Here is a 23,258-nt window from a genome sequence, read left to right on the forward strand (position 1 = left end):
GTTGAGACGTGCGCGTAACCCACATCGGTCACTTAACTAACTCCATTTTGGACCTGAATTCTGCGCACGACAAAGGCCTGATTTCACTGAATCTTCGCAGCAGTGCGAAACTCGCCAAGCCACACCATGATTCGCCGGAGTTCTCCACAGCTGGCGCCCCGTTGGTTTGCTGAGATTTCCTGATTTCTCTCTTGTCTGAAAATCGGACATAGACTATATATGCGTCTGATATTCAGACTTAGGTTGCGCAAAAGCGGAGGCTATCGATGGCCACCACGGTTTCCACCCCTCAGGTCGTAACGTTTCCGGCGGCACAGGTTGAGGCCTGCATCCGAGATGCACTCGCCCATCAGGCTGCCGATCAAGCTATCCTGCGGCCGCATCTTCCGTCGGTCCCTGGCATCGTCCCGGGGCCTTCTTGGGAGCCAGAAGTCGACTCGCTCGTCGCGGTCGAAATCATCTGTGCAGTTGAAGAGATGCTCGGCCTTAAGCTGCCGGCAACGTTCTCTCCTCGAGGTGGCTACGATAGCGCCGAAGCCTGCGTCAACGATCTCATGTCCCAGGCGCAGGTGGTCTGGGAGCAGTCGACGAAGGAGACCCAACCCCATGACCAATGATCGCATCGGCTTTTCGCAGCCACCAGCGGAACCAGATCGCCAGGTACTCAGTGAGCGCCTTAAAGAGGCGCGCGAATACGTCGGTCTCAAGCAAGACGACGTCGCCAAGGTCCTTAGTATACCCCGTAGTGCGCTATCCAATATAGAAGCTGGCACTCGGAAGGTCGACGCTATCGAACTCGCGCGATTGGCAAAACTGTATCAAAGACCTTTGGCGTGGTTTACCGGAGAAGATCCTGATGCCACCACGGAGGTCGCGAAGGAGGTCGCTCACGTCGCGCGCGCGGCCGCAACCCTTTCGCAGCAAGATCGCCAGGAGCTGGCACGGTTCGCCGATTTTTTGAAATCGCGCGCAAAAGCCAAGGCTACGCCCGATGGCCGATAACCGCGCGGCCATCCTGACCGGCGCGAAGGCGGCGCATACGCTCCATCGCGATCTCGGCATTCGCGAGCAGCTCGAGCGCGGCAATGCCAGCCGCATCGACGTGTTCTCGGCGATTGCCAAGCTCGGGGCGACGCTGATGTTCCAGCCGCTGGACAAGCTCCTCGGTGCCTATCTGCCGAGCGAAGAGCCTGGCGTCCTGATCACGACCAAGCGGCAACTGCCGGTGCAGCGATTCACTGGCGCCCATGAGCTCGGACATCACTACATGCGTCACGAGCCGAGTCTTGATGACGAAAACATCCTGAGACGCTCGCCTTTCGCGACCACGGGCACTGCAGACCGGCAGGAACGGGAAGCCGATGCGTTCGCGTCCATGTTTCTGACGCCGGCCTGGCTTGTCGCCTTGTTGCTGCAGCGTCAGGGCTGGTCGGCCCGCCAACTCGCAGATCCCGCCTATATGTATCAGGCTTCGCTTCGCCTCGGCACCAGCTATTCCGCGACCTGCTACGCGCTGGAGCGTCACAAGGTGATTAGCCGCGGGCAGCGCGAGCGGTTGATCGACATCGAGCCCAAGCAGATCAAGCGGCAATTTCTGGGCGGTTACGAGCCGCCGGATTGGCACGTTGATGTTTGGCTTCTGACCGAGCGCGACGAAGGCTCACTGATTGAAGGTGGGCGCAATGATCTGTTCGTCGTCAAGCTGCGGGAGAACAGCGGCGCAGGCTATCTTTGGAACTTCGACCAGCTTCGAGATGCGGGCTTTGCCCTGGTCGACGATGATCGCGAGGATACCTCACCGGACGCAATCGGCGGAGCCTTGATGCGTAAAGTCACGGCGCGATCGGAGGATCGCCTGCAAGGCGAAGTCACGCTGCGCGAATCGCGGCCCTGGGCCGCCGACGTTCCGCTTCACCAACTTCATCTTCGCTACGATCTCCGCGGTCCGGAAAGCCCCGGAATGTGGGAGCCAGAGCTCAGGCGGGTGCTGCAGGCTGCATAAGCATGGTCAAAATCATCGTCGACCTGCGCAGCAAATTTGGCGTTGCGCGGGATCAGAATCCTCGTCCCACATGCATGGCGTTCGCAGCGAGCGATACGCATGCGGCGTTGCGGCCGGCATGGACGCCGTTGTCGGCAGAATGGGCCTACTACCATGCGGTCAAGCGTGACGGCGGCCAGCCGGAAGATGGTTCGACGCTGGCATCCATGCTCGCCGCCATCAAGTCAGATGGCCAGCCGGTCGAGCCGGAATGGCCGTACATCCAGAGCACGCCCATCAATGTTGCGACTTGGGTCCCGCCCAAGCCGTCAGCACTGTTCTTCCGCGATCATGAGGCATGCAAGGCCGGCCTTCAGGATCTGGTCGATCAGCTCGATGCGGGCGTGCCAGTCCTGATCACAATGACGCTGTCGAACGCATTTTATCTGCCTGATACCGACGGTGTAGTTGACCGCAACGAGGCCATTGATCCAAAGCGGCGCCACGCTGTCGTCGCAGCTGGCCATGGCGAACGTGCGGGCAAGAGACTGGTCTTGATCCGCAATTCCTGGGGCGGGGGCTGGGGCCTCAATGGATATGCCTGGCTCGCAGAAGATTATTTGACGCCCCGCCTCATCGAGGCTTCCATCCTGACGACGGAGATTTGATCGATGTATACGCCAATTGCTACGCAGCCGACCAATGCCCAAGCCTGGCTCGCTGCCGCCGCTGCCGTACAGGATGCGGGAGGAGAAGCCTATAACGTCGTCATCGATATCGAGGACCCTCTCGGCATTTCGCAAGCTGATCACGCCATTCTCGGCACCGTCGACGACTTTCTCCGCCGCCATCATGTCAACACCGTCGCGGGCGTCGCCAATACGATCTTTCCGCAAAGCCTGCTCGATCGCCACGGGCCGGATGGCCTTTATGCTGCCTATGAAGCAGTCCTGCCACGCATGAAGCAGATGACGCGCGATTGGGGCCGCTATTTCGAGCGCATGACGTCATGGAAGAAGGTCAAGGGGCAAGACACCCGGGTCATCAATCCCCTCGACGACCTGATCAAGTTCATGAAAACCCAGATCGAGTCGGATCGGACCTATCGCAACACCTACGAAATGACGATTTACGACCCGACCCGGGACGCCGGCAAGGTCGCCAACCGTCAATGCCTGAGCTTCCTGAGCTTCAAGCTCACCCATGACAAGACCTTGATGCTCACGGTAATGTATCGCAATCACGCTTATGTCGCGCGCGGCCTCGGCAATTTCGTTGGCCTCGGACGGCTGCAGGCCTTCGTTGCAGCGCAGTCGGGAGCGCGTCTCGGCTCGTTGACCTGCATCTCGACGCATGCCGAGATCGACGCCGGCAAGAAGAATCAGAATGGCGTAGTACACGGCTGGAGCACCTCCGAGGCGAATGATCTCATTCGGCAGTGTCGCGCCTTACCCGTTGCGACCTCGTCGCCTCCTCCGTCTAGCTCTCAGGCCAGCGTTCGAACCGAACTTCCCGCTTGATGAGATCCGCCGTGACAATCCCGCGCCTGTGAACCTGCAGCTCGCGAAAGACGGCATACCCCTGTAGAATGGAGCGGTCCCACATCCACAACGGCAGGCGGTGCGCTTCGTAGCCCTGCACAAAATTCTTGACCGCCTTCAATAGGTCAAGCCCAAGCCGTGGCGTGTTGGCGAAGAACTGATGCCGTTTTGCAGTCTCAAAAATCCATGTCGAAAGCCCTTCCTCGATCAGATTGGCGCGCGCGCCATCCTCGTTTTCGTCGATGGCCGCCAGACTTTTCCGCTTGATCTTCAGCAAGGCCCGCGTGGTCGGGGACCACCCCAGCACCGCAGCAAAAGCCAGGTGAAAGACATCGTGAAACCGATAGTCGTCTTCCGGAAGGTGATTGTCGGTCAGCCGGTCACCCAGCAGGATCCCGCCTGTTTTCTGAAAGACATATTTCTTGCCGTTGACCTCGCGTTCGTAAACCTCGACCCGCAACAGGCGAGGGAGCTGTTCGTCGGCATGCAGCCCCTCGTCGAACAGCGGCGGAAATGCGGGCTGCGTGGGCCAGCTTTCCTGCGTTTTGGCGATGTTCCTGGATCCCGCCTCATCGAGCGATACCTCGGCTGCCGATGCCGCATGTCCCAGCGGGCGGATAAACTTGATCAGGTCGCCGCGCAGGGCATCAACATTGTCTGCGTAGTTGCCGCCCACATACCGCTTGGCGAGGTCGCCGCTCTCGCCCGCGAGCTCGAGCAACGACTTCTCGAATGCACTCTCGTCAATGCCGCGCGAGCTGCGAGGCGCCAATGCACCCAACGTCACCGTGCCGTCCCCGGCCGCTTCGCCGATTGCGCGCGACAAGATGTCTTCGAGCGTCGTTCCCCCGCGGCGCGCCACAGCAGAGACATACCACAGGACATCACCCAGCTCCTCGACAACAGCGTCGTGATACCCAAGAAATCCGTCCGTGTCCCGACGCTTCTTCTTCAGCGCGCTGACGAGACTGCCGACCTCTCCGACCAGACCGAGCAGGGCGGTCTCTAATCGGGACTCAAGCTTGTCCGTGGCGACCGCGTTTCGCTCAAAATCGGACGCCGTTATCCGCCGATCAACGCCTTTCACCATCTATTCCTCTCTTCGTGTTCGGATCATCGTGACTGGCTGTTCTTGACAGTATATCGTCTTGGCGATTCTTTACCCACCGGGCACGGTAATTCGTGCCAGGAAACTCAGTCACAAGGCGTCGGATGACTCCAACAATCGTCTTCGACACCTATTGGCGTTTCGCCGCCGAGCGGCTTGCGATGTATTACCGTCGCCTCGCCGACCCCGTAGGTCCTTGTACAGCTGATCCGATCCTGTCGGGTTTTCGGTTCACCAACACGTATCGCGCGGCCGATCGGGTCAGCCAGTATCTGATATCAGAAGTCCAGGCAGGGGCCGACCGGTCCCAGGATCCACGCGAAGTCTTCTTTCGCACCATTTTGTTCAAGATCTTCAACCGGATCGAAACCTGGGAGGCAGTGGAACATCGCCTCGGCCCGTTGACCTGGGCCAATTTCAAGGCGGCGGCTCTCGATGAGACGCTCGAGAATCTGCGTAGGCGAGGGAACAGCATCTATTCGGCCGCCTATATCATGCCATCGCCGTCTTACGGTCGAGAGCGCAAGCACAGCAACCATATCGCGCTGCTGCTGCAGATGATGAAGGATCGGCTTCCAGAGCGAATCAAACAAGCTTCTTCATTACGGACGGTCTACGAGCTTGTTCTGAGTTACCCGGGGCTGGGCCCGTTCCTCGCATTCCAGTATACGATTGACCTGAATTATTCGTCGCTTCTCGATTTTGACGAGGCTGACATGGTCGTCGCCGGGCCGGGGGCGCTTGACGGCATTTCCAAATGCTTCACGGATACGGGCCGCGCAACGCCCGAAGACGTCATCCATTGGATGACCGATCGCCAGGAGCGCGAATTCGCCAGACTAGGGCTGGGGTTCGCCGGTCTATATGGTCGGCGGCTGCAGCCGATCGACTGTCAGAATGTGTTTTGCGAAATTTCGAAATATGCCCGCGTCGCGCATCCTGATATCGCTGGAATTGCCAACCGCACGCGTATCAAGCAAATCTACCGTCGGAGCAATCGGCCGTTGCCGGCTCCCCAATTCCCGGCCCGCTGGGGATTGCATGTGCCGTCCGAGCAGCTCAGACTCCAGAAGGCCTCCTACAAGGAGCCTGTCCAACCATCATTTATCTAGCTCCGGTCGCTGATTGAGCGCTTGGCCGGGTGCCATTTTCTCGCGGGACGGCGCGTGGAAATCTTCAGATCCTGCCGCTATATTGACATGGCGGGCGAGCGACCGCTGTTTTGACGAGCACATGGCGAGTCGACGATGTCAGATCCGATTGATCCTCCCGATGATTCCGCAGCGGCACTCCGCCGCGAGTTCCAGAACTCTCCTGCGCTGAAATTGGCGAACGAGCTGGTCAACTCTCCCAGCGCGAAGCTTGCTCACGAGTTGACCAACTCTTCGGCCGCCAATCTCGCTCGCGAATTGTCGCAGTCGCCCGCAGCGGCGCTCTTACGCGACATGAAATCACCTGCAACTGAGCTTGCCCGCGGGATCGGGTTGCCTTCGAGGGCGGAACTGGAAGGCATCACGTCAGCAGCGAAGATGCTCGCGGGGATCACCATCGACCCCGCAGTCGCCAACATGCTTGCTGGAATGAAGTCAGTTCGAGTTGATCCATTAGCCGCTGACGCCTTCGCGAAATTCAGGCAGATGGCAATTGCGCCGGAGTTCGCCAACGCAATCAGCCAGGCTCGAAGGGTGTTTTCCGACTTTGAAAATGCTCACGGCTTCTCGAAGGCCGTGAGAGCGATTGTCGAACAAAACCGCTCCATCGAGAAGTCACTCCTGGCGTCGCTTGGCGGGTCGGCCGGCGATCTCGCCCGCATGAGCCAGTGGGCGAGCACTCTCGGGAGGATGCAGGTCGCCGACATCAGCAAACTCTATCCCACGCTTCCAAACATTGCCGCCGAGGTGACGCGCCTGCACAGTACTATGCTGAACTCGGGCTCAATCAGCATCGACCAACAACGTTTGAGCACCGTGCTTGGATTGGATCATGGCCTTAGCGCCAGTCTCGAATCCACGCGATTGAAGATGTCCGCATTCGCAGGCGTCACCGATGTGCTCGGCGCGCAAACGTCTGCCTGGCGTGAAGCATATCAGTCGCTGTTCGGCCAATGGCGCACACGTCCGGATCTGCCCGAGAACTTCTGGAATGACGCGCGGGTCCGTCGGCGCATGTACGATGCCGCTGACGTCGATCCGGGGTTGGCTGGCGCGGACCTTGCAGTCGCGGTCGAGGTTGTGGTGGAAAGCGGTCTCGCCAGTGGCGTCCGCTCCGATACCAATACGGTCGCGGTCATTGGCTTCGGCGACGTCTCAATGACAATCCGCTCTCGCGGAACGCGGCACGACGCCTACAGGGTGCTCGAACGCTTCGAGGAAGAGTTTAGGGCATACATCACACGCAAACTTTCGGAAAAATGTGGCCCTGACTGGTTCAAGCAGCGGGTCGACGGCAACGTGGCCGGTGATGCCAAGCGCATTCGAAAACAGGCCCTGGAGCGCGGTGAGGCTCCAATACCGCTCATCAGCTACACGGAGCTCGGCCACCTCTCATCGATTGTTCTGAGCCGCAAGAATTGGGAGGAGGTGTTCGGCGACATTTTCGTAAACCAGGCCAGCTTCGATCACGACATGCAGAAGCTCGTCGCTGCGCGGCGGCCGACAATGCACATCCGCCCAATTGACGGCGTTCGGCTCGTCGAGCTGATCTGCGTGGTGAAGCGCCTGTCCCAGCAGATGGAAGATGACGGCGCATGGAAGATCGCCGCCGAGGCCGAGCAATAGGCCTCATCTGGTCAGTCAAGTCCGGCAGTCCCTCCACGTGTTCCCTGGTGCCATGTAAAGCCATCCTACGCCGCTGTGCGCAGCGCTACAGCTTCGGCAAGCTTTCGTCGGATGAGGCGCGTCGGATCGGCAAGGCGATCGCGCGCATCTTCGAGTTCCTGATGCCCCGCCAGGGCTTTTATCCGCGTGGAGGCGGACCGCGCTGGTGTGCCGACCGGCCATATCACGTGGCTCTGGAGGATCGCTATACCCGCGAGCACTGGGATGAGATTTGCGCGCTCTGCAAGCTCAACAGTCTGCCCTTCAACGCAACTGGTGAAGTCATAAAGAGCGACGGTGTTTGGAAGGTCTATGAGTTTACCTGGCAGATGGATGCGATCCTGCTCTGGAACCGTTTCGAGGGCAGATGGCTGCGTGGCACGGAGTTTCATTATCCCCAGCGGCCGGAGAACCTTCCGGTGCTGAAGCCGCTTGAGAACTGGCCGAAATCCAATCCCCGCAATCTGCGGTAATCGCTGGTACCCAACGCCATGATCAAACGCCGAATTCTTGTATTGATGCTCCTGCTGTTATCGAGCGCGGTCCTCGCCGACAGCTTTGTCGGGCAGGCCAGCGTCATTGACGGCGACACATTGGAAATTCATGGAACGCGGATCCGGCTTTGGGGTGTGGATGCTCCGGAAAGCACTCAGCTATGTCGCGCTGAGGATAGCTTGCAGTACCGCTGTGGTTCGCAGGCTGCGAACGACCTCGACGCTTACATTGCCCGGCGTCCGGTCAACTGTGTCCCGCTGAGCCTCGACCGGTATGGCCGCACGGTCGCGACCTGTTCGGTCGCGGGCAAGGATATTGGGGAATGGCTTGTGCGCAACGGTCTCGCGCTGGATTGGCCTCAATATTCGAAGGGCAGATATCACGAAGCTCAGCGGGAGGCCGAGCGCGCAGGCCAAGGGCTCTGGAAGGGCAGCTACGTCGAGCCGTGGCTCTATCGTGCGTGCATCCGCACCGGCGGAAACCCGTCCGCTTGTTCGGACGATGCAAATGCCCATCCGTGATGGGCTCTACTGCGAGGCATCAATCCACAAAGTGCGATGGCCGATCACCGTACACGGGCGGCGGGTCTAGCGCGGTTTGGGCGACTCACGCTACCCATCATTCCCAACCACCTCACTGCATAATGGGAATAAAATGGTTGCAGCCAATCGTGAACTGCCGGCCTCTGGTTACGCACTTGAAGTGGATGGCCGGCTCAAAGCTGAATTCGCAACCAGAGACGGCGCCAGGGCAGGTGGAGAAGAACTAAAGAAGCGTTTTCCCATGCTTCAGATCAGGATCTATGACGCGCAGACGCATGCGCGCGAGGACATCTAGATCTTCGACTGGCGAGTTCTTTCGCTTGCGCGCGTGCGGCTTTCGCCGCACCGGGCTCTCGTGAACCGAGCCGCTTTGCGTCTCGGCCATCCGGCTTCGATCCCTCGCGCAAGGACTGCGGAGCTCCTCGCCGGGGCACTCGGGAAAGGGGCTCGCCTGCGGCGATCGCTATCACTGCCCCGTTCCCGGGTGCCGCTATTGAACCGGTCTCGTCGCTGCACTCGGACCCGCGTGCCCCTTCGGGTCGCTACGCTCATTGCCATTTTGCGTTGAGGCGATGCGCCTTTGGCGCACGCCTGGTCGGGCCTGCGGCCCTAAAGCACCTCAAGGCTAAGTCCCATGAAGAAATCGGACGGAGGGAAAACCCGCCCAAGTAGCAGGTTCGTTGTTTAAACGCGCGACGTGCATCGAATCAGCTGGCGGCTTATTCTCTGGCAAAGCCGCCGATTCTCTCTTCAGTCGGCCAATGTCATGCAGCTGGGGGCTACATCATGAAGGTTCTGCGATGGATCGAGCGGATCGGACACTCGATCGGCCTCTTACTTGCGATCGTGGCTATTGTCTGGATAGGGGTGATTATTGGTCGTCCCTCGGAGAAGAGCGGAAATCAGCTGAACTTCGTCGGCGCAGAGCAGCAGCAGAAGCGCCTCGCGATTTTTCTCGACGGCACATGGAATAGCATCAACAGCAATACGAACGTCTGGCGCATGCGCGCGCTTTGCGCCGCGAAAAGCAAGGATGGTAAACCTCAGCTCGTCTACTACGAGGTCGGGGTCAACGGTTTCCTGGGCGGTGTTTTCGGCCAGGGGCTCGATGAGAACATCCGCCTAGCCTACGAGTGGCTCATCGAGAACTACAACGACGGCGATGAAATCTTCATTTTCGGCTTCAGCCGTGGCGCGTTTACAGCCCGAAGCCTGGCTGGGTTGATCGCTATAGATGGCATCCTGAAAGCAGGCTCCCCCATCGGCGTGAGCGAACTGTTTGATCGCTACAGGAAGGGTGACGAGGAGAGCATCTGGACGTTGAAGGAGAAGGAAGCGTTCGGAGACACCAGCAAGCTGACAGAGCAGGAAAAGTGGTTGCTCAAATATTCCCAGCCGGCGAAAGTGAAAGTTGTCGGCGTGTGGGATACCGTTGGATCCGTCGGCGTGGCCGCCGGAAACATTCCAGGCATTAGCCGTTCTCAGTTCGATTATCTGCAGACGGGCTTACGTATCCATATCCTAAATGGCTATCACGCGCTTGCCATTGATGAGCACCGGAACGACTTCGCTCCGACGCTGTGGGACGTTCGCCACCCGAAAGATCCGAACGCGGTGATCGCGCAACCGCGTCCGCTCTCCGGTGTTGAGTAGCGCTGGTTTGTCGGTGCCCACGCAAATGTTGGGGGCGGCTATCAGACGGATCTGCTTGCTCAGGCTCCGCTGCGCTGGATGATGAAGAAAGCGGAATCTCAGGGGCTCTCGTTCCGATCGGAGGTCGATCTGGATGGAGATGCTGTGCAAGCACCGATTGCCGACTCCTATGCGTCGTTTGGCTCGGGATTGTACGCCAAGATTTCTCCTCCTCTGTTTCGGACCATCGGCCGAGAACCGGATGTCCGGGATGACGGAAGCCACATCAACGTCAACGAGACGATCGACGCGAGCGTGTTCAAGCGATGGCGTGCTGATCCAACATATCGCCCGGCCAACCTTATCGAGTGGGCACAGCGCAAGAAAGTTGATCCTGCTCAATTGCAACCTCCCGTGCGAGCTGACGACCCCCACGTAAACGTGCCGGACCAATAGACTCGCGCGAAGTGCAGCTGCCTAACTTCTGGCCGGTTAAAGACGAGGACCGCAAGTCGGATGTATTGGCGCCAGCGCTGAGGATCTAGACCGGCCTTCGTTGCCTTTGTACTGGCCGCGGTTTGCATCGGGATCAGCTCTGCTACCTCGCGAAGGTTCTGGCGGACGTGCGCCGTGTGCCAGCCGCCACGCATTTTCTTTAGTACAAGCATTGGTTGCCCTTGAGAGTACGTGGCATCATCAGGTAGGTTTTAGGTTCCACTTGAGATCTTCATTGGTGTTGAGGGGCGCAAATGAGGCTTCATTCCCTGGCTTGTGCGGTGCTTTGGGTCTGGTGTTGGACGGGCGCTAGCGCGCTCGCGGCCGAATGGAGCGTCGCCGGCGTCATGGTGACGCCAAGCGGCATCCTCGCGGATGGAACGTTGTCGATTTCGGGCGATGGCAAGATCCTGAGCGTCGGCCCTAGCGCGTCGGCGCAGCCATCAACGTCTCCGGTCAAATTGTCAGGCGTCATTTTACCCGGCTTCATCGATCTCCATGACCATCTCACCTGGAATATTCAGCCACGATGGCTGCCCGGCCGCAAATTCAACAATCGGTATGAATGGCAGGATTCCGCGGAATACGACCGCTTGCTGAACAATCCGCACTATGCCGCAATGCCGGCTGTGGCCTGCGAAGCCGAGATCTATGCAGAAATCAAGGCGCTTGCTGGTGGGGCGACGTCCGTCCTCGGTGGACTATTGAGCAGTGACAAGACCTCTGAAAACCATAAGTGCGTTGCAGGACTTGCCCGAAATCTCGATACCGATTCCGGCTTCTTGCAACAACAACCAGTCTTCGACGACAAATGCCCCACGGTAAGACCTGAAACCGATCGCAAGATTCTTGATGTCGTCGACAATGAGGTCTTTCCGCTCGAATTGACGCACGAGAGGTTCGAGTATCTTCTGTGCGCGCTCGACCATAAGACCTTGCGGGGCATGGTGGTCCATCTCGCGGAGGGCGCGAGCACTGATTCCGCCGCGCACCGCGAATACAGCATGCTCAGCAAGGAAGTGTTGCTCGCACCCGTCATCGGGAAGCCCAAGCCTGTTCCTATTCCACGGGACGGTCTTGCCCTCGTTCATGGTACGGCTTTGCGTGACGCCGATTTTCTCGGCATGAAGGACAGCAATGTCGGACTTATCTGGTCGCCACGCAGCAATGACGAACTCTACGGCTCGACCACCAACATTGCCGCCGCCAGGTTGGCAAAAGTGGACATCGCCATTGCGCCCGATTGGAGCCCGTCCGGCAGTGCAGGCATGCTGCAGGAAATGGGTTACGCATACAGGCATTATGGCGTCAGCTCCGACGAGCTCGTGGCCATGGCAACGTCGACCCCTGCGAAGCTCGTCAGAATATCCGATTACATCGGTGCGCTGGCGCCCGGGCAATTCGCGGATTTTGTCGCTCTGAACGTCGCAATCGACACCACCCGACCCACTCCTCTTGACCCTGTCGTCAAGGCTACGCCGGCCAACGTGTCGCTTGTTGTGGTCGGCGGACAAGCGGTCTACGGGGACAAAAACTTGCTGCAGCAACTTTTGCCGCCCGGCGCCGTCACGAGCGAGCTAAAGGTGTGCGGGGCGGATAAACTTGTGAATCTTTCGGGTACCGGCGCGGCCGCTCATGGATGGACACTTGACGACGTCAAAGCCCACCTTAAGCAGGCTCTTGAGGCGCTCGGCACCTCACTCACAGACATCGAATGCGATTGATCTGAAGAGATGACGTGACGGGCCGCAATCAAGCCGACACCGCAAGACCGCAAGTCTGTTCCGATAGAGTGGTGGGCTGCTCCTCTCTCGCCCCAGGTCGCGTCGACATGGATGATTTGCGTGGACGTGGCGATGGGCCCATTTGGTCGTCGGCTTCGTGAGTCACGATGTTGGCCCGGGCGGGTCTTCCTTGACGCCGCGGGCGACGACCTGGAGCGTTCCGTCGGAAAGCGGCCGCTGCAGCTTCAGGGCCTCGTCCGGAGGGGCCGTCATCCAGGTCTCGACTTCGTCCGGCGTCGTCAGGATCACTGGCATCGCCTTGGGGTGGATGGCGCCGACCTCGGCGTTCGGTTCGGTCGTGAGGAACGCGTAGAGGTCGTTCGTGGTCTCACCTTCCTTGACCTTCCGCACGGACGTCCAATTGGTCCAGATGCCGGCGAAGCAGGCGAGGGGACGGGTTTCGTCGAGCGCGAACCAGACGTCACCGCCCTCGGCCTTGTTGAACTCGCTAAAGGAGTTGAACGGTACCACGCAACGATTTCGGGTCCCCAGCCATCGCGTCCAGTGCTTGCTCTTCACGTTGCGGATGTTGGTCGTGCCGCCGTCCGGCTCCATCCGTAGCAGCTCCTTGAAATCCACCGTCTTGCCCTTGGCCTGCAGCTTTTCGGCTCGTTTCTTGGTGGCGTCCATCAGCGCCTTTGATGACGATGGCATCCCCCATCGCGCGGTAGCGAGTTCGCGGCCCTCGGCTCCGTTCCGCACGATCGGCGCTTTGTAGTCGGGAAAAACCCCGGGCATCGGCGCCAGATTGCCGACATATCGATTCACGACACGAAATAGCGCGCTGATCGCAGCCTGGTTTGTCGTGATCGAATAAAGATTGCACATCGGTCAGGATTCGGTTCGAGGGTGGCGCGGCTGCCACGTCAACTGTAACAGAGTCGCGGATGGACGCCGGCCCGTCTTGGCGCATTTGCGGCAGCGCAGCCGGCCGGCGAGATCGTGCACGAAGGTGGTCGGCGGGTGCTTCATCGCCGCGAGGTCAACGTCGCTTGGCGTCTTGCAGCGCGCGCACCTGATCTCCAGCCAGGGGAAGCCTCCGTTCACGGCCTGATCGATGCTCGGCGACGGATCGATCGGTTCGCCGTCACTCCACATCCGCTCGTTCCAGCTTTCGCAAAGCAGCCTATCGGCTTGCTGGATCATCGCCTCGCCTTTGGCCCGCATCTCCGCCGATTGGGTTGCCAGGATGCTAGCCATCGCGCGCGCCTTGCCGAGCTCTTTTGTCAGAGCCTTGCGATCGCCGCCCGATAAGGGCGTAGGGTGATTCTTCGGGGCCATCCGGACATCCAGGCGCAAAGAGATCGGATCGGCAAATCCAGAGCACTACGGCGTCTCGAACGCTGGCCAGCACCCGTCTTCTTCGTGCCTGCCGGTGCGCTGCTGGCAGGTGTTGTCGAGCAGCCGCTGCGCAACGTCCTTCCAGAGCGCGTTGGCGCCATACAGTCGAACGGCATCGGCGGTCTGGATTTCCACGGTCCGCTCGCAGCGGCGGCAGGAGACGCGCAGCACTTGGCCCTTAATTTCCGAAAGGCGTCGCTGTCGGGCCTGGGCGACGGTCGCGCCGGCGCGAGGATCTTTGAGGACGGATTCCCAATATTCGGCCGGCAACGGTGCATCCGGAGCCGCAGCGGTGGGCGCTCGTCTACGGTCGGCTTCGGCGGCCAATTTTTCCATCTGTTTCGGGGTCGGCATGCGCCAGCTCGCGGGTCGGTCGGTCATGCTCAATTAGAACATAACAAGAACAAATGTCGAGTCCGGTTAGGCGGCGTGCCGGAAAAATCGTCCTGTGGGGGAGGCGGCGATGTCGGAACCAAGCCGGGTCGTTCGTCTTGAATCCGGTATCAGTATCGGAGTTCCCCCGGCATGGCCCCCCGCGCTAACTGGAAAGGCTTCCTGCGTCTTTCCCTCGTCACTTGTCCGGTCGCGCTCTATCCGGCCACCTCGGAATCCGAAAAGGTCTCGTTCAACCAGCTGAACCGAAAGACTGGCCATCGGATCAAGTACGCCAAGGTCGACGCCGATACCGGCGAGGAGGTCGACAACGAGGACATCGTCAAGGGCTACAAGGTCGATACCGATACCTTCATCGAGGTGACCAAGGAGGAGCTTGAGAACGTCGCGCTGGAATCCACGCGAACCATCGAGATCGACGAGTTCGTCGATCGCAGCGAAATCGATCCGCGATATCTCATTCGCCCCTATTACCTGCGTCCTGACGGTAAAGTCGGGCACGATGCCTTCGCCGTCATTCGGGAAACCATCCGCGAGATGAACAAGGTCGCAATTGGTCGTGTGGTGCTGACCAATCGCGAGCACATCATCGCGCTCGAGCCGCTCGATAAGGGACTGATGGGCACATTGCTGCGCTACCCCTACGAAGTCCGTGCTGCGGATGAATATTTCGACGATATCCAGGATGTGAAACTCACCAAGGACATGCTCGATCTCGCCAAGCACATCGTCAATCAGAAGGCGGGCCATTTCGAGCCGGACAAGTTCGAAGACCAGTACGAGACCGCCCTCATCGATCTCATCAATCAGAAACGCGCCGGCAAGCCCATCACCGCGAAAGCCCGTCCTCGAGGTGAGAACGTCGTGGACCTGATGGACGCGCTGCGCAAGAGCATCGGACGAGAGGATGCGGCCGCGACAGAGGCGCCGAAGAAATCAGGAAAAAAGCCGCGCAAGGCGGCGGCCGGGCAGAAGGAAATGCTGATGCCGATCGCAGGCAAGAAGCCGGCGAAGGAGACCGCGGCGAAGAAGCCGGCGGCCAAGCCGCAGCGGAAGTCGGCTTAGGCGTCGTGAAGCATCCGGTGACGCCGGTCGATCACTACTTCGTCGTCCGCGGCAGGCTCTGGCGAATGGCAAATCCCATCTCGACGAGGTCACGCGAGGCCATCTCGTCGGCCATCTAATGGCGGCCCGGCGGGTCGGTGCGCGCGCCAGGAAGGCGGCCGACCGCGAGGCCTAAAGAGCGGTGCAAGGACCGTGGACGAGGCTAAGCAGGCGCTCGGCGCGCGCGGTCCGGTATGGTGGGACGACGGCGCGCCGGCTCTCGGTTGCTCTGCAAAGTAGGAGCGATATGGCTGCGGTGAAATTGGCTTCCAGGAGATCGACCTTGAGCGCGGGCATTCTCGCATACCGCAAGGGCGTTCGTGGGCTCGAGGTACTGCTCGTTCATCCCGGCGGTCCGTTCTGGCGCAACAAAGATGATGGCGCATGGTCCATTCCTAAGGGCGAAATCGAGGCCGATGATGCTCCGGAGAACGTCGCGCGGCGCGAGTTTGCCGAAGAACTCGGCCCGAGCGCGTCAATTGGTCCACTCAAGGCGCTGGGGGAAGTCCGACAGCGAGGAGGGAAGCGCGTCATCGCATTCGCCGGCGAGGGCCACTTTGATCCGGCAGCGCTGACCAGCAATACCTTCGATATCGAATGGCCGCCCCGAAGCGGTCGACGGCAGAGTTTTCCCGAAGTCGACCGCGCGGAATGGTTTGATATCGAGCTCGCGCGGATCAAGATGCTGTCCGCTCAAGCTCAGTTTCTCGATCGCCTTTTGGCGATCGCGGTTGAGAGCGCCGTCAAATGATATTCAGGATTGGAATCATTTCGGACACACACGGCCTGTTGAGGCCCGAGGCGGAACGAGGCCTGACGGGCGTCGATCACATCATCCATGCCGGCGACATCGGGCGCCCCGAGATCGTCGACGCGCTTCGCCGCATCGCGCCTGTCACGGCCATTCGTGGAAACGTGGACAGTGGCGAGTGGGCTCGCGACTACCCCGACACGAACCTTGTGCGCCTGGCGGGAAAGTCGATCTACGTTCTGCACGACCTGAAGACGCTGAAGGCCGATCCCGGGGGCGGCATCGACGTCATCATCTCCGGGCATTCCCACGTGCCGAAGATCGACACGGTCGGTGGCGTTCTCTACCTGAATCCCGGCAGCGCGGGACCTCGCCGTTTCAAGCTGCCGATCACGTTTGCGACGCTCGAACTCACGCCTGACGGCACGCGACCGGAAATCCACGACCTTGGAGGCGAGTGAGTGTTGGCGGAGGGTGCGTCAATCCTTTTTGCGGGCTTTCGCCAGAGGGAAGCTCTGCTTGCGCGGACGTTCTCGCTCACGCACGACGTCCTTCGCTCGCTTGTCGGTCCTGAGCCCAAGGTAGACGGGCTGGCGCAGTTCGCCCTTACTCGTCCACTCCGCAAATTTGACCTCGGCGACCAACGCGGGCTCGACCCAGGTCGTGGCGCCCTCGTCCTTCACTTTGGCAGGGAAGGGTGATTTAGGGGTCGTCAGCTTCACGAGCTTGGCATGGAGGTCTTCCAGGACCTTGTGGCTGAAGCCAGTGCCGACATGTCCGATGTAGCGCCATGTGTCGTCTTCCCGCACGGCGAGGACCAGGGCGCCGAAGAACGGCCTGGTGCGCCTCGGCGCTGTGAAGCCCGCGATCACCACTTCCTGCCGCTTTGCTGTCTTGATCTTCAGCCAATCCGCGGTCCGGCTTCCGGACGCATACGCGCTGTCGGCGCGCTTCGCCATGACGCCTTCCAGACCCTTCCGCTCGGCCTCGGCGAAGAATTTCTTGCCGTTCGCTTTGCGGTGACGGCTGAAGGCGATCAGCCGGTGGCTCGGCAGGATCGCTTTCAGCCGCTCCTTGCGCTCGAGAAGAGGCTGTTTGCGCAAGTCAACTGCGTTCTGAAACATGAGATCGAAAGCGCAATACAAGAGCTTCGCTTCATGACGCAGCGCGTTCTGGAGTAGCTGGAAATGCGAAACGCCGTCCTTTCCGATCGCGACGAGCTCGCCGTCGATCACGGCGTCGCCCTTCACACCCTCCAGCGCTTTGGCAACCTCGATATAGCTGCGGCTGATGATCTTGCCGTTGCGGCTGTAGAGTGCAACCTTGCCCCGCCGGATTTCCGCTATCATCCGGAAGCCATCGTACTTATCCTCGAAAACCCAATCGGCGTCGTCGAACGGCGCCTCGGTAAGCGTAGCAAGCATCGGCTGCAGGCGCTTGGGCAGGGTCGACATCCGGCTCATTCGAGACCAATCCTTAAGAGCACGCTGCGAAAGGCATGGACGTCCTTCAAGGATTGGGGAACGCTTCGGGGCCGCGCCGTGTTCCGCAGGCATGGTGGCGTGCGAGACGTTGACGATCGACGAGGGCGAGGGCGGATCAGACCGATGGCCAGAAAACTGAAGACCTATCAGACCTCGCTGGGCTTCTTCGATCTGGCCATCGCCGCTCCCTCCATGAAAGCGGCCCTCGAAGCCTGGGGCGCCGACAGCAATCTCTTCCACCAGGGCGCGGCAAAGGAAAGCGACGATCCGGACGTCATCGCCGCGACCATGGCAAAGCCTGGCGTCGTTCTCAGGCGCCCGGTTGGATCCGACGGATCTTTCAATGAGCATGCCGAACTGCCCACCGATCTTGGCGGCAGCAGAAGATCGACGAAAGCCGCGGCCAAATCGAAGCGCCCTAAGACGAGGAAGCCTTCCTCGCGTCCGGCCGACAAGGCGGCGGAGCGGAAGGCCGCGCTCGCCTACGAACGGGAGGAAAGGCGTCGCGAGAGTCAACGGGCGAAGGAAGAGGCCACCAGGCAGAAAGAGCATCAACGCCGGCAGCAAGCGGTCGACAAGGCACAAGCGGCGCTGGACAAGGCCGAGCGTGAGCATGCGAAGAGGGCTGCAGCCATCCGCTGAGGTGGAGGCTCTCGAGAAAAGATCCCAAGCCGAAGATGCGCGCTGGGGAGGAGAGAGAAGCATTGAACGTGGCGCTGCGGCGCGCGCGGAGTTAGGTCGCCAGACCATTCGGCCGCCGGGCACGCCCTGGTACCTGCCTGTCCTCCGCAAAATCGACCGCGCAAAATAATTGCAGGAGCGCGGGCTCAACGTGAGCTTCCGTCGGCATGAAACCAGACCTATTACGCTCACACTGAGTTTTGTCGAGTTTGACCCTCAGCGGAAAATGAGCGCCAATCTGGGACGTGTGGGCGGTTCATTCAGCGCGTCCACCGGGCCTCTTCGGCGAAACGACTTCCCCGTCTTCTTTGACAAATTGGCCAATGTCGGCCAAGGCCAGGAGACCAAGCACGGTCTCGGACGGCCGGCACAACTTCACGCCCTTTGGCGAGACCACAATCGGCCGATTAATCAGGATCGGGTACGCCATCATGAAGTCGATCAGGTCGTCGTCGCTCCATTTTGGATTGGCAAGATCGAGCGCGGCATAGGGCGTACCCTTCTCGCGGACCAGCGCCCGAGGCGTAATCCCCATGGCAGCGATCAGTGAGATCAGCTTGTCACGCGAGGGCGGATTCTTGAGATATTCGACGATCTCCGGCTCTTCCCCGCTTTGGCGGATCATGGCCAAGGTGTTGCGTGACGTCCCGCAATGGGGATTGTGATAGATCGTTATCGTCATCGGATTGCTTTCTTTGTGGTTTCAGTGCCCCGCAAGAGCCACGTCATGAAACCCGCGGCGACCATGGCGCCCAAAACTTCGGCGACGATGAAACCCGGCAGATCCTGCGCGCGGATGCCGGAAAACGTGTTGGTCAATGATCGCGCGATGGCGACCGCCGGATTGGCGAAAGACGTGGACGCCGTGAACCAGTAGGCGGCCGTGATGTAGAGCCCGACCAGCCATGGAATTGCGGCTTCGCGAAATTGGAGGCCACCGACGACCGTAACGACAAGTCCGAACGCGGCAACGAATTCTGCAAGCCACTGCGGAAATCCTGTCCTTGCCTTTGCAGAGAACTCCAATAACGGCAGGCCGAACATGGCATGCGCAACCATCGCGCCCAGGATTCCCCCGAGCACCTGCGCCGCGATGTACTGCGCGGCGTGATGCGGATGGAGTTCGCCCCTGACCGTGAACACCAGCGTGACCGCCGGATTGAAATGCGCGCCGGATATTGGCCCGAGGATTGTGATCAGCACCACCAGAATGGCGCCGGTCGGAAGGGTGTTGCCGAGCAGCGCCAATGCCACGTCTTTGGTCAACGTCTCGGCCATGATGCCGGAGCCAATGACGGTTGCGACCAGAAGTAGGGTGCCGAGTCCCTCTGCCACAAGGCGCCTTGGCAGGTCGAAGCCGCGCATCATGCACGCGCCTTCTTGGGTTTGGAGGGCAGGCACTGGGCGGCGATGAGCGCCGGCGCGCAGATCTCCGGGTGGCCCGCGCAGCAGTCCTTCATGAGGAAGGCGATGAGATCGCGTAAGCCGGTGAAATCCGCCGAGTAAATGATCGAGCGCGCCTCGCGGCGCGGCACGATCATGCCCGCATGCTCGAGATCCTTCAGATGAAAGGACACGTTGGATGGCGACACCTCGACCGCCTCCGCTACTGCCCCCGCGGCCATCCCCTCGGGACCCGCCTGGACAAGCAACCGCACGATCCGCAGCCGCGTTTCCTGCGATAGCGCCGCGAAAGCGGTTCGAGCTTGACGCTCCTCCATATTTCGATAATCCTACAATTCAATGATCATTGAAATGAGGATAGCAGCCATGGACACGCTTGCCAATACTCGCTCGGTGGTCGGCGCTCTCCTTCCGGTGGAAGAACTCTCATCTGCTGCGCTCCTTTCCAGTCTCGAAGCACACAAAGACAAGTCCCTGATCTTCAATTACGACGGCAGGGACGTCCGTCCCAGCTATCACGTGACCGAAGTCAAAGCCGGTTCATTCAGGTCGCTCGATTGTGGCGCGAACCCGGAGAGCTGGAGCGAGACCTTCATTCAGCTCTGGGACATCGACGAGGAAAACCGCCGCCACATGCCGGCTGGGAAGTTCCTCGCGATCATCCGCAAGGTCGACGAGGCCGTCGGCTTCGATGCGCAAGCCAAGCTGACCTTTGAAGTGAGCGACGGTGTTCGGCCGATGCAGATCTATCGGGCGGAGCGTATGATTACAGAGGAAACCGCGGTGCGCGTTTATCTCTCAGCCCGTCCATCAAGCTGTAAACCGCGCGACCGATGGCTTGCAGAGCAGCAATCCTGCTGCGCACCGAAGGCGGTAGCGAAGAAGAGCAACACGGCGCGCGGGCGGAAACAGGACCGGGCGCGTGTGGCCGGCGGGCAGGACTACGAAGTGCAGTACGAGGCGAAGAAGACTGGAAAGTCGGCGCCGGCGGTGAAAAAGGCCGTCAAAAAGGTCGGCAACGCGCGCAAGCGCGTGGAGAAACGGCTGGGCCGCTGAGTCGGACGGGCGGGCGTCCGAGGGTGGCGGCGGTCCTTCTAGCCAAAGGGGCATTCAGGGCAGGTATCACCGATCGAGTCCAGCACGTCGCGAACCGCGGCCGCCGCTGCATCAGGGGAGACGTCTGCTGGCGGATCTCGACGGGCGATGTCGAAGGCCCGCTCTCGTGCATGCGGATCGGCGCGGTCCTGCATCCAGCCGTGGTCCTCGCACTCGCGGATGGCGCCGGCTTCGTTCAGCACGTTGATCGCCCAACCGCGCAGGGTGCGGATCGCCGGCCGTCTCTGCTTGGTCATCAGCATTGAAAGTTCTCCACGCTGAGACGAATCGTTTAGTCTCGCAGACGTTCCCCACCGCTAACACACGACTGGGATTTCCGGATCGTGGGATCTCGTGGTTTTTCGAAGGCCGAATTTTCCGCCCGGCCAGGTGCTAGGGTGGGCAAGAACGAACTGAAGAAACCGTTTTCCGATACTTCAGACGTCCGAGCTCAGGTGGTTGCTCCTTGTCCGTTTTGCGCGTGCGGCTGTCGCCGCACCGGGCTCTCGTGAACCGAGCCGCGCAGCGTCTGCGCCTTGCGGCTTCGATCCCTCGCGCACGAGCAGATCACGCCCTCGCGGGGCAGAAATGAAAAACCGGACCTTTATGCAGCAGCCACCTGCACAAAGGTCCGGCCTTGTCTTAGCGTGCCGCGATACCGAACGGCTGCAAAGGACGCTTCATATCCTTTGGGAGGTCTCGCTTTTCATCCGGGTTGCGACCCGGAGGCGGCAATAGATCAGTAGCCGATACGACTACTTCTTTTTCTTTGAAGTCTTCTTTGCCACCTTCTTGGTGGCTGCCTTCGCGGTCTTCTTTGCCTTCTTGGCTTTCTTGGCCATGTCATCCTCTGTAAAGAATTGACTCAGTGAACATGCCCACGCCGTGCATCGACATGCGCATCAGTGAGACGCTATCACAAAAGCAAAGCTGATACCAAGGAGACGTGAATCCGCATTGAGTCGCTCGCCGGAGGCACTCGCCTCGGACCCGCCGTCATCGCATGCCGGCGTCGCTATCACTGCCGTTCGGGTCGGGTGCCTTCTTAACCGGTCTCGCGACCGCACTCGGTCCCGGGTCCCGCCGCTACGCGTCGGCGCTATGCTGACCCTCCTGCGGGTGCCTCTTTTGCTGCGTCCCGCGAGTGGTCTTCGCTTTCGCTCCGCCCACAGGCCTCTCTTCCATAATCGCGAGAGTCCTGTGAAAATGCTGGGCGGTTCTCGTATCGTTGCCTGCATCACGTTCGCTCAGGTTTTGGCGCGTGAGGAGGCTCACCGGGCTCTCGTGAACCGAGCCGCGCAGCGTCTCGGTCTTGCGGCTTCGATCCCTCGCGCTAGAGCTTTGGTGCTCCTCGCCGGGGGCACTCGGGAAAGGGGCTCGCCTGCGGCGATCGCTATCACTGCCCCGTTCCCGGGTGCCGCTATTGAACCGGTCTCGTCGCTGCACTCGGACCCGCGTGCCCCTTCGGGTCGCTATGCTCACGCTCTCCGGGTGCCATTTTCCGTTGAGGCGATGCGCCGCTGGCGCACGCCTGATCGGGCCTGCGGCCCTCAGGCAGATTGCGAAGAGGCTGAGAGTAAGAGTGCAGGCTGGTTTTTCCGTGACGGGTTACAAGCTGCGAGAGAGGCTCGCGGTGCCCGTCGCGGAGACCCGCGATGTCAGACCCTAACGCTTGCGCGCGCGCCGGCAAGGACCGGGCGAACATCTATACTGAAATCACCGACAAGATCATCGCGGAATTGGAGGCTGGCCGTATCCCTTGGGTGCAGCCATGGGGAACGGCGGCGATCAAGGCGCCGCTCGCCATGCCGCGCAATGCTTCGACGCTGCGCGGTTATTCCGGAATTAACGTGCTGATTTTGTGGGGTGCCGTTATTGAGTGCGGCTTCTCCAGACAGAGCTGGCTGACCTTTCGTCAGGCGCTCGGGCTCGGCGGCCATGTCAGGAAGGGAGAGCGAGGTACGACCGTTGTCTACGCGGATCGCTTCATTCCCGAGGACGAGCGTCGACGTACCGCAGAGACCGGCGAGGAGCCGGGCACGATCCCGTTTCTCAAGCGCTTTACCGTTTTCAACATAGAGCAGTGTGACGGCTTGCCCGAGGACGTGGCTGGCTCGGTCGTCCCGCCGCCACCGGATCAGATCGAACCGCAGGCGGAATCGCTGATCGCCGCAACCGGCGCCGACTTCCGGATTGGCGGGGCGCGCGCATACTACAATACGACCGGCGATTTTGTGCAGGTCCCGCCGCCAGCGGCCTATTTCGAGCCCATCAACTGGCATCGCACCGCGTTCCACGAACTATCGCATTGGAGTGGAGCTGCATCCCGGCTTGCTCGTGATCTTTCGGGGGCGTTCGGCTCCAAATCTTACGCGCGCGAGGAACTGGTCGCGGAGATGGCGGGTGCGTTCGTCTGCGCTTCACTTGGCATCGTGCCGACCGTGCGCCACGCCGACTATATCGGCTCTTGGCTGGAGGTGCTGCGTGAGGACAACCGCGCCGTTGTACGGGCGGCGAGCGCAGCGTCGAAGGCCGCCGATTTCCTGCTCGGCTTTCAGCAACGGCCGATCGCCTCTGTCGACGAGGGCGACGAGGTTGCCGCGTAATGCGT

The 23,258-nt window shown here is 60.5% G+C and carries 26 protein-coding genes and 2 pseudogenes; 19 read left to right on the forward strand and 9 right to left on the reverse strand.

All coding sequences use genetic code 11. The features are described 5' to 3' along the window. Nucleotides 1–266 precede the first annotated feature (266 nt). The 5 genes from GA0061098_RS21195 to GA0061098_RS21215 are packed head-to-tail and all read left to right on the forward strand — an operon-like array spanning nucleotide 267 to nucleotide 3,501. Nucleotides 267–617, forward strand: coding sequence for an acyl carrier protein (locus tag GA0061098_RS21195; RefSeq protein WP_091960454.1), 351 nt, complete (start codon nucleotides 267–269; stop codon nucleotides 615–617). Then, the gene (locus GA0061098_RS21200) at nucleotides 607–1,002 is read left to right on the forward strand and encodes a helix-turn-helix domain-containing protein (protein WP_091960458.1); all 396 of its coding nucleotides are present in this window, start codon (nucleotides 607–609) and stop codon (nucleotides 1,000–1,002) included. The genes GA0061098_RS21195 and GA0061098_RS21200 overlap by 11 nt, the downstream gene beginning before the upstream one ends. Further along, the gene (locus GA0061098_RS21205; protein ID WP_091960461.1) at nucleotides 992–2,002 is read left to right on the forward strand and encodes an ImmA/IrrE family metallo-endopeptidase; all 1,011 of its coding nucleotides are present in this window, start codon (nucleotides 992–994) and stop codon (nucleotides 2,000–2,002) included. The genes GA0061098_RS21200 and GA0061098_RS21205 overlap by 11 nt, the downstream gene beginning before the upstream one ends. A gap of 2 nt (nucleotides 2,003–2,004) precedes the next feature. Next, nucleotides 2,005–2,649 carry a C1 family peptidase gene (locus tag GA0061098_RS21210; protein ID WP_091960464.1) on the forward strand — a complete coding sequence of 215 codons (645 nt, stop codon included), beginning with the start codon at nucleotides 2,005–2,007 and terminating at the stop codon, nucleotides 2,647–2,649. 3 nt (nucleotides 2,650–2,652) lie between these two features. Then, a complete protein-coding gene (locus GA0061098_RS21215) occupies nucleotides 2,653–3,501 on the forward strand; it encodes a hypothetical protein (RefSeq protein WP_091960467.1) in 849 nt (282 codons plus the stop codon). Here the strand turns inward: GA0061098_RS21215 and GA0061098_RS21220 are convergent. Next, nucleotides 3,461–4,612: a nucleoside triphosphate pyrophosphohydrolase family protein gene (locus tag GA0061098_RS21220; protein WP_091960470.1), complete on the reverse strand. Its 1,152-nt coding sequence runs from the start codon at nucleotides 4,610–4,612 to the stop codon at nucleotides 3,461–3,463. The genes GA0061098_RS21215 and GA0061098_RS21220 overlap by 41 nt on opposite strands. Nucleotides 4,613–4,734: 122 nt before the next feature. Between GA0061098_RS21220 and GA0061098_RS21225 the strand changes: the two genes are divergently transcribed. The 8 genes and pseudogenes from GA0061098_RS21225 to GA0061098_RS21255 all read left to right on the forward strand — a co-directional run bounded on the left by GA0061098_RS21225 (nucleotide 4,735) and on the right by GA0061098_RS21255 (nucleotide 12,334). Further along, nucleotides 4,735–5,742 (forward strand): nucleotide kinase domain-containing protein, encoded by a 1,008-nt coding sequence (locus GA0061098_RS21225; RefSeq protein ID WP_165637507.1) that lies wholly within the window; start codon nucleotides 4,735–4,737, stop codon nucleotides 5,740–5,742. 135 nt (nucleotides 5,743–5,877) lie between these two features. Continuing rightward, nucleotides 5,878–7,407 carry a hypothetical protein gene (locus tag GA0061098_RS21230; protein ID WP_091960473.1) on the forward strand — a complete coding sequence of 510 codons (1,530 nt, stop codon included), beginning with the start codon at nucleotides 5,878–5,880 and terminating at the stop codon, nucleotides 7,405–7,407. After that, nucleotides 7,377–7,919 (forward strand): hypothetical protein, encoded by a 543-nt coding sequence (locus GA0061098_RS21235; protein WP_129590907.1) that lies wholly within the window; start codon nucleotides 7,377–7,379, stop codon nucleotides 7,917–7,919. The genes GA0061098_RS21230 and GA0061098_RS21235 overlap by 31 nt, the downstream gene beginning before the upstream one ends. Nucleotides 7,920–7,937: 18 nt before the next feature. Further along, nucleotides 7,938–8,462, forward strand: a complete 525-nt coding sequence (locus GA0061098_RS21240; protein WP_165637508.1) for a thermonuclease family protein — start codon at nucleotides 7,938–7,940, stop codon at nucleotides 8,460–8,462. Between the two features lie 133 nt (nucleotides 8,463–8,595). After that, nucleotides 8,596–8,778, forward strand: coding sequence for a hypothetical protein (locus GA0061098_RS45110; RefSeq protein ID WP_164934962.1), 183 nt, complete (start codon nucleotides 8,596–8,598; stop codon nucleotides 8,776–8,778). A 491-nt stretch (nucleotides 8,779–9,269) separates the two neighbouring features. Then, nucleotides 9,270–10,211 (forward strand): annotated as a pseudogene (locus GA0061098_RS46195) (T6SS phospholipase effector Tle1-like catalytic domain-containing protein); the annotation flags it as partial. Between the two features lie 3 nt (nucleotides 10,212–10,214). Continuing rightward, nucleotides 10,215–10,571 (forward strand): hypothetical protein, encoded by a 357-nt coding sequence (locus GA0061098_RS46200; RefSeq protein WP_245323477.1) that lies wholly within the window; start codon nucleotides 10,215–10,217, stop codon nucleotides 10,569–10,571. Nucleotides 10,572–10,864: 293 nt separating this feature from the next. Next, nucleotides 10,865–12,334, forward strand: coding sequence for an amidohydrolase family protein (locus tag GA0061098_RS21255; RefSeq protein ID WP_091960480.1), 1,470 nt, complete (start codon nucleotides 10,865–10,867; stop codon nucleotides 12,332–12,334). A 162-nt stretch (nucleotides 12,335–12,496) separates the two neighbouring features. On the opposite strand, the gene GA0061098_RS21260 is transcribed toward GA0061098_RS21255, so the two are convergent. The 3 genes from GA0061098_RS21260 to GA0061098_RS21270 are packed head-to-tail and all read right to left on the reverse strand — an operon-like array spanning nucleotide 12,497 to nucleotide 14,116. Beyond that, nucleotides 12,497–13,222: an SOS response-associated peptidase gene (locus GA0061098_RS21260; RefSeq protein ID WP_091960483.1), complete on the reverse strand. Its 726-nt coding sequence runs from the start codon at nucleotides 13,220–13,222 to the stop codon at nucleotides 12,497–12,499. A gap of 3 nt (nucleotides 13,223–13,225) precedes the next feature. Beyond that, the gene (locus tag GA0061098_RS21265) at nucleotides 13,226–13,675 is read right to left on the reverse strand and encodes a hypothetical protein (RefSeq protein ID WP_091960486.1); all 450 of its coding nucleotides are present in this window, start codon (nucleotides 13,673–13,675) and stop codon (nucleotides 13,226–13,228) included. 45 nt (nucleotides 13,676–13,720) lie between these two features. Further along, nucleotides 13,721–14,116, reverse strand: coding sequence for a hypothetical protein (locus GA0061098_RS21270; protein WP_208610667.1), 396 nt, complete (start codon nucleotides 14,114–14,116; stop codon nucleotides 13,721–13,723). A 144-nt stretch (nucleotides 14,117–14,260) separates the two neighbouring features. On the opposite strand from GA0061098_RS21270, the gene ku reads away from it, so the two are divergent. The 3 genes from ku to GA0061098_RS21285 all read left to right on the forward strand — a co-directional run bounded on the left by ku (nucleotide 14,261) and on the right by GA0061098_RS21285 (nucleotide 16,444). Next, nucleotides 14,261–15,193, forward strand: coding sequence for a non-homologous end joining protein Ku (gene ku, locus GA0061098_RS21275; protein ID WP_091960489.1), 933 nt, complete (start codon nucleotides 14,261–14,263; stop codon nucleotides 15,191–15,193). A 286-nt stretch (nucleotides 15,194–15,479) separates the two neighbouring features. Continuing rightward, on the forward strand, nucleotides 15,480–15,983 hold the full coding sequence (locus GA0061098_RS21280; RefSeq protein ID WP_091960492.1) for an NUDIX hydrolase: 504 nt from the start codon (nucleotides 15,480–15,482) through the stop codon (nucleotides 15,981–15,983). After that, nucleotides 15,980–16,444, forward strand: coding sequence for a metallophosphoesterase family protein (locus tag GA0061098_RS21285; protein WP_091960495.1), 465 nt, complete (start codon nucleotides 15,980–15,982; stop codon nucleotides 16,442–16,444). The genes GA0061098_RS21280 and GA0061098_RS21285 overlap by 4 nt, the downstream gene beginning before the upstream one ends. Before the next feature lie 18 nt (nucleotides 16,445–16,462). Here the strand turns inward: GA0061098_RS21285 and ligD are convergent, their stop codons facing one another. After that, nucleotides 16,463–17,446, reverse strand: a complete 984-nt coding sequence (gene ligD, locus GA0061098_RS21290; RefSeq protein WP_091960498.1) for a non-homologous end-joining DNA ligase — start codon at nucleotides 17,444–17,446, stop codon at nucleotides 16,463–16,465. Between the two features lie 144 nt (nucleotides 17,447–17,590). Between ligD and GA0061098_RS21295 the strand changes: the two are divergent. Next, nucleotides 17,591–18,204: pseudogene (locus tag GA0061098_RS21295) on the forward strand (cell envelope biogenesis protein TolA). Between the two features lie 200 nt (nucleotides 18,205–18,404). On the opposite strand, the gene arsC reads toward GA0061098_RS21295, so the two are convergent. Genes arsC through GA0061098_RS21310 form a run of 3 tightly spaced genes read right to left on the reverse strand, consistent with a single transcriptional unit; the run spans nucleotide 18,405 to nucleotide 19,869 of the window. After that, the gene (arsC, locus tag GA0061098_RS21300; RefSeq protein ID WP_091960502.1) at nucleotides 18,405–18,830 is read right to left on the reverse strand and encodes an arsenate reductase (glutaredoxin); all 426 of its coding nucleotides are present in this window, start codon (nucleotides 18,828–18,830) and stop codon (nucleotides 18,405–18,407) included. After that, nucleotides 18,827–19,513 (reverse strand): aquaporin, encoded by a 687-nt coding sequence (locus tag GA0061098_RS21305; protein ID WP_091961118.1) that lies wholly within the window; start codon nucleotides 19,511–19,513, stop codon nucleotides 18,827–18,829. The genes arsC and GA0061098_RS21305 overlap by 4 nt, the downstream gene beginning before the upstream one ends. After that, nucleotides 19,513–19,869 (reverse strand): ArsR/SmtB family transcription factor, encoded by a 357-nt coding sequence (locus tag GA0061098_RS21310; protein ID WP_091960506.1) that lies wholly within the window; start codon nucleotides 19,867–19,869, stop codon nucleotides 19,513–19,515. The genes GA0061098_RS21305 and GA0061098_RS21310 overlap by 1 nt, the downstream gene beginning before the upstream one ends. Nucleotides 19,870–19,918: 49 nt before the next feature. On the opposite strand from GA0061098_RS21310, the gene GA0061098_RS21315 reads away from it, so the two are divergent. Continuing rightward, nucleotides 19,919–20,608 (forward strand): DUF6428 family protein, encoded by a 690-nt coding sequence (locus tag GA0061098_RS21315; RefSeq protein ID WP_283807999.1) that lies wholly within the window; start codon nucleotides 19,919–19,921, stop codon nucleotides 20,606–20,608. A 38-nt stretch (nucleotides 20,609–20,646) separates the two neighbouring features. Here the strand turns inward: GA0061098_RS21315 and GA0061098_RS21325 are convergent, their stop codons facing one another. After that, entirely contained in the window at nucleotides 20,647–20,910 is a 264-nt protein-coding gene (locus GA0061098_RS21325) for a hypothetical protein (protein WP_091960509.1), read from the reverse strand. 1,392 nt (nucleotides 20,911–22,302) lie between these two features. Between GA0061098_RS21325 and GA0061098_RS21330 the strand changes: the two genes are divergently transcribed. Continuing rightward, nucleotides 22,303–23,253 (forward strand): ArdC family protein, encoded by a 951-nt coding sequence (locus tag GA0061098_RS21330; protein WP_091960512.1) that lies wholly within the window; start codon nucleotides 22,303–22,305, stop codon nucleotides 23,251–23,253. Nucleotides 23,254–23,258 lie beyond the last annotated feature (5 nt).

This window comes from Bradyrhizobium shewense, assembly GCF_900094605.1.
GTDB classification, from domain to species: Bacteria; Pseudomonadota; Alphaproteobacteria; order Rhizobiales; family Xanthobacteraceae; genus Bradyrhizobium; species Bradyrhizobium shewense.

Bases quoted from the DNA above. Each gene is read 5' to 3' on its own strand.
- GA0061098_RS21195 (WP_091960454.1), top strand. From the start codon at position 267: ATGGCCACCACGGTTTCCACCCCTCAGGTCGTAACGTTTCCGGCGGCA.
- GA0061098_RS21200 (WP_091960458.1), top strand. From the start codon at position 607: ATGACCAATGATCGCATCGGCTTTTCGCAGCCACCAGCGGAACCAGAT.
- GA0061098_RS21205 (WP_091960461.1), top strand. From the start codon at position 992: ATGGCCGATAACCGCGCGGCCATCCTGACCGGCGCGAAGGCGGCGCAT.
- GA0061098_RS21210 (WP_091960464.1), top strand. From the start codon at position 2,005: ATGGTCAAAATCATCGTCGACCTGCGCAGCAAATTTGGCGTTGCGCGG.
- GA0061098_RS21215 (WP_091960467.1), top strand. From the start codon at position 2,653: ATGTATACGCCAATTGCTACGCAGCCGACCAATGCCCAAGCCTGGCTC.
- GA0061098_RS21220 (WP_091960470.1), bottom strand. From the start codon at position 4,612: ATGGTGAAAGGCGTTGATCGGCGGATAACGGCGTCCGATTTTGAGCGA.
- GA0061098_RS21225 (WP_165637507.1), top strand. From the start codon at position 4,735: ATGACTCCAACAATCGTCTTCGACACCTATTGGCGTTTCGCCGCCGAG.
- GA0061098_RS21230 (WP_091960473.1), top strand. From the start codon at position 5,878: ATGTCAGATCCGATTGATCCTCCCGATGATTCCGCAGCGGCACTCCGC.
- GA0061098_RS21235 (WP_129590907.1), top strand. From the start codon at position 7,377: ATGGAAGATCGCCGCCGAGGCCGAGCAATAGGCCTCATCTGGTCAGTC.
- GA0061098_RS21240 (WP_165637508.1), top strand. From the start codon at position 7,938: ATGATCAAACGCCGAATTCTTGTATTGATGCTCCTGCTGTTATCGAGC.
- GA0061098_RS45110 (WP_164934962.1), top strand. From the start codon at position 8,596: ATGGTTGCAGCCAATCGTGAACTGCCGGCCTCTGGTTACGCACTTGAA.
- GA0061098_RS46200 (WP_245323477.1), top strand. From the start codon at position 10,215: ATGATGAAGAAAGCGGAATCTCAGGGGCTCTCGTTCCGATCGGAGGTC.
- GA0061098_RS21255 (WP_091960480.1), top strand. From the start codon at position 10,865: ATGAGGCTTCATTCCCTGGCTTGTGCGGTGCTTTGGGTCTGGTGTTGG.
- GA0061098_RS21260 (WP_091960483.1), bottom strand. From the start codon at position 13,222: ATGTGCAATCTTTATTCGATCACGACAAACCAGGCTGCGATCAGCGCG.
- GA0061098_RS21265 (WP_091960486.1), bottom strand. From the start codon at position 13,675: ATGGCCCCGAAGAATCACCCTACGCCCTTATCGGGCGGCGATCGCAAG.
- GA0061098_RS21270 (WP_208610667.1), bottom strand. From the start codon at position 14,116: ATGACCGACCGACCCGCGAGCTGGCGCATGCCGACCCCGAAACAGATG.
- ku (WP_091960489.1), top strand. From the start codon at position 14,261: ATGGCCCCCCGCGCTAACTGGAAAGGCTTCCTGCGTCTTTCCCTCGTC.
- GA0061098_RS21280 (WP_091960492.1), top strand. From the start codon at position 15,480: ATGGCTGCGGTGAAATTGGCTTCCAGGAGATCGACCTTGAGCGCGGGC.
- GA0061098_RS21285 (WP_091960495.1), top strand. From the start codon at position 15,980: ATGATATTCAGGATTGGAATCATTTCGGACACACACGGCCTGTTGAGG.
- ligD (WP_091960498.1), bottom strand. From the start codon at position 17,446: ATGAGCCGGATGTCGACCCTGCCCAAGCGCCTGCAGCCGATGCTTGCT.
- arsC (WP_091960502.1), bottom strand. From the start codon at position 18,830: ATGACGATAACGATCTATCACAATCCCCATTGCGGGACGTCACGCAAC.
- GA0061098_RS21305 (WP_091961118.1), bottom strand. From the start codon at position 19,513: ATGCGCGGCTTCGACCTGCCAAGGCGCCTTGTGGCAGAGGGACTCGGC.
- GA0061098_RS21310 (WP_091960506.1), bottom strand. From the start codon at position 19,869: ATGGAGGAGCGTCAAGCTCGAACCGCTTTCGCGGCGCTATCGCAGGAA.
- GA0061098_RS21315 (WP_283807999.1), top strand. From the start codon at position 19,919: ATGGACACGCTTGCCAATACTCGCTCGGTGGTCGGCGCTCTCCTTCCG.
- GA0061098_RS21325 (WP_091960509.1), bottom strand. From the start codon at position 20,910: ATGCTGATGACCAAGCAGAGACGGCCGGCGATCCGCACCCTGCGCGGT.
- GA0061098_RS21330 (WP_091960512.1), top strand. From the start codon at position 22,303: ATGTCAGACCCTAACGCTTGCGCGCGCGCCGGCAAGGACCGGGCGAAC.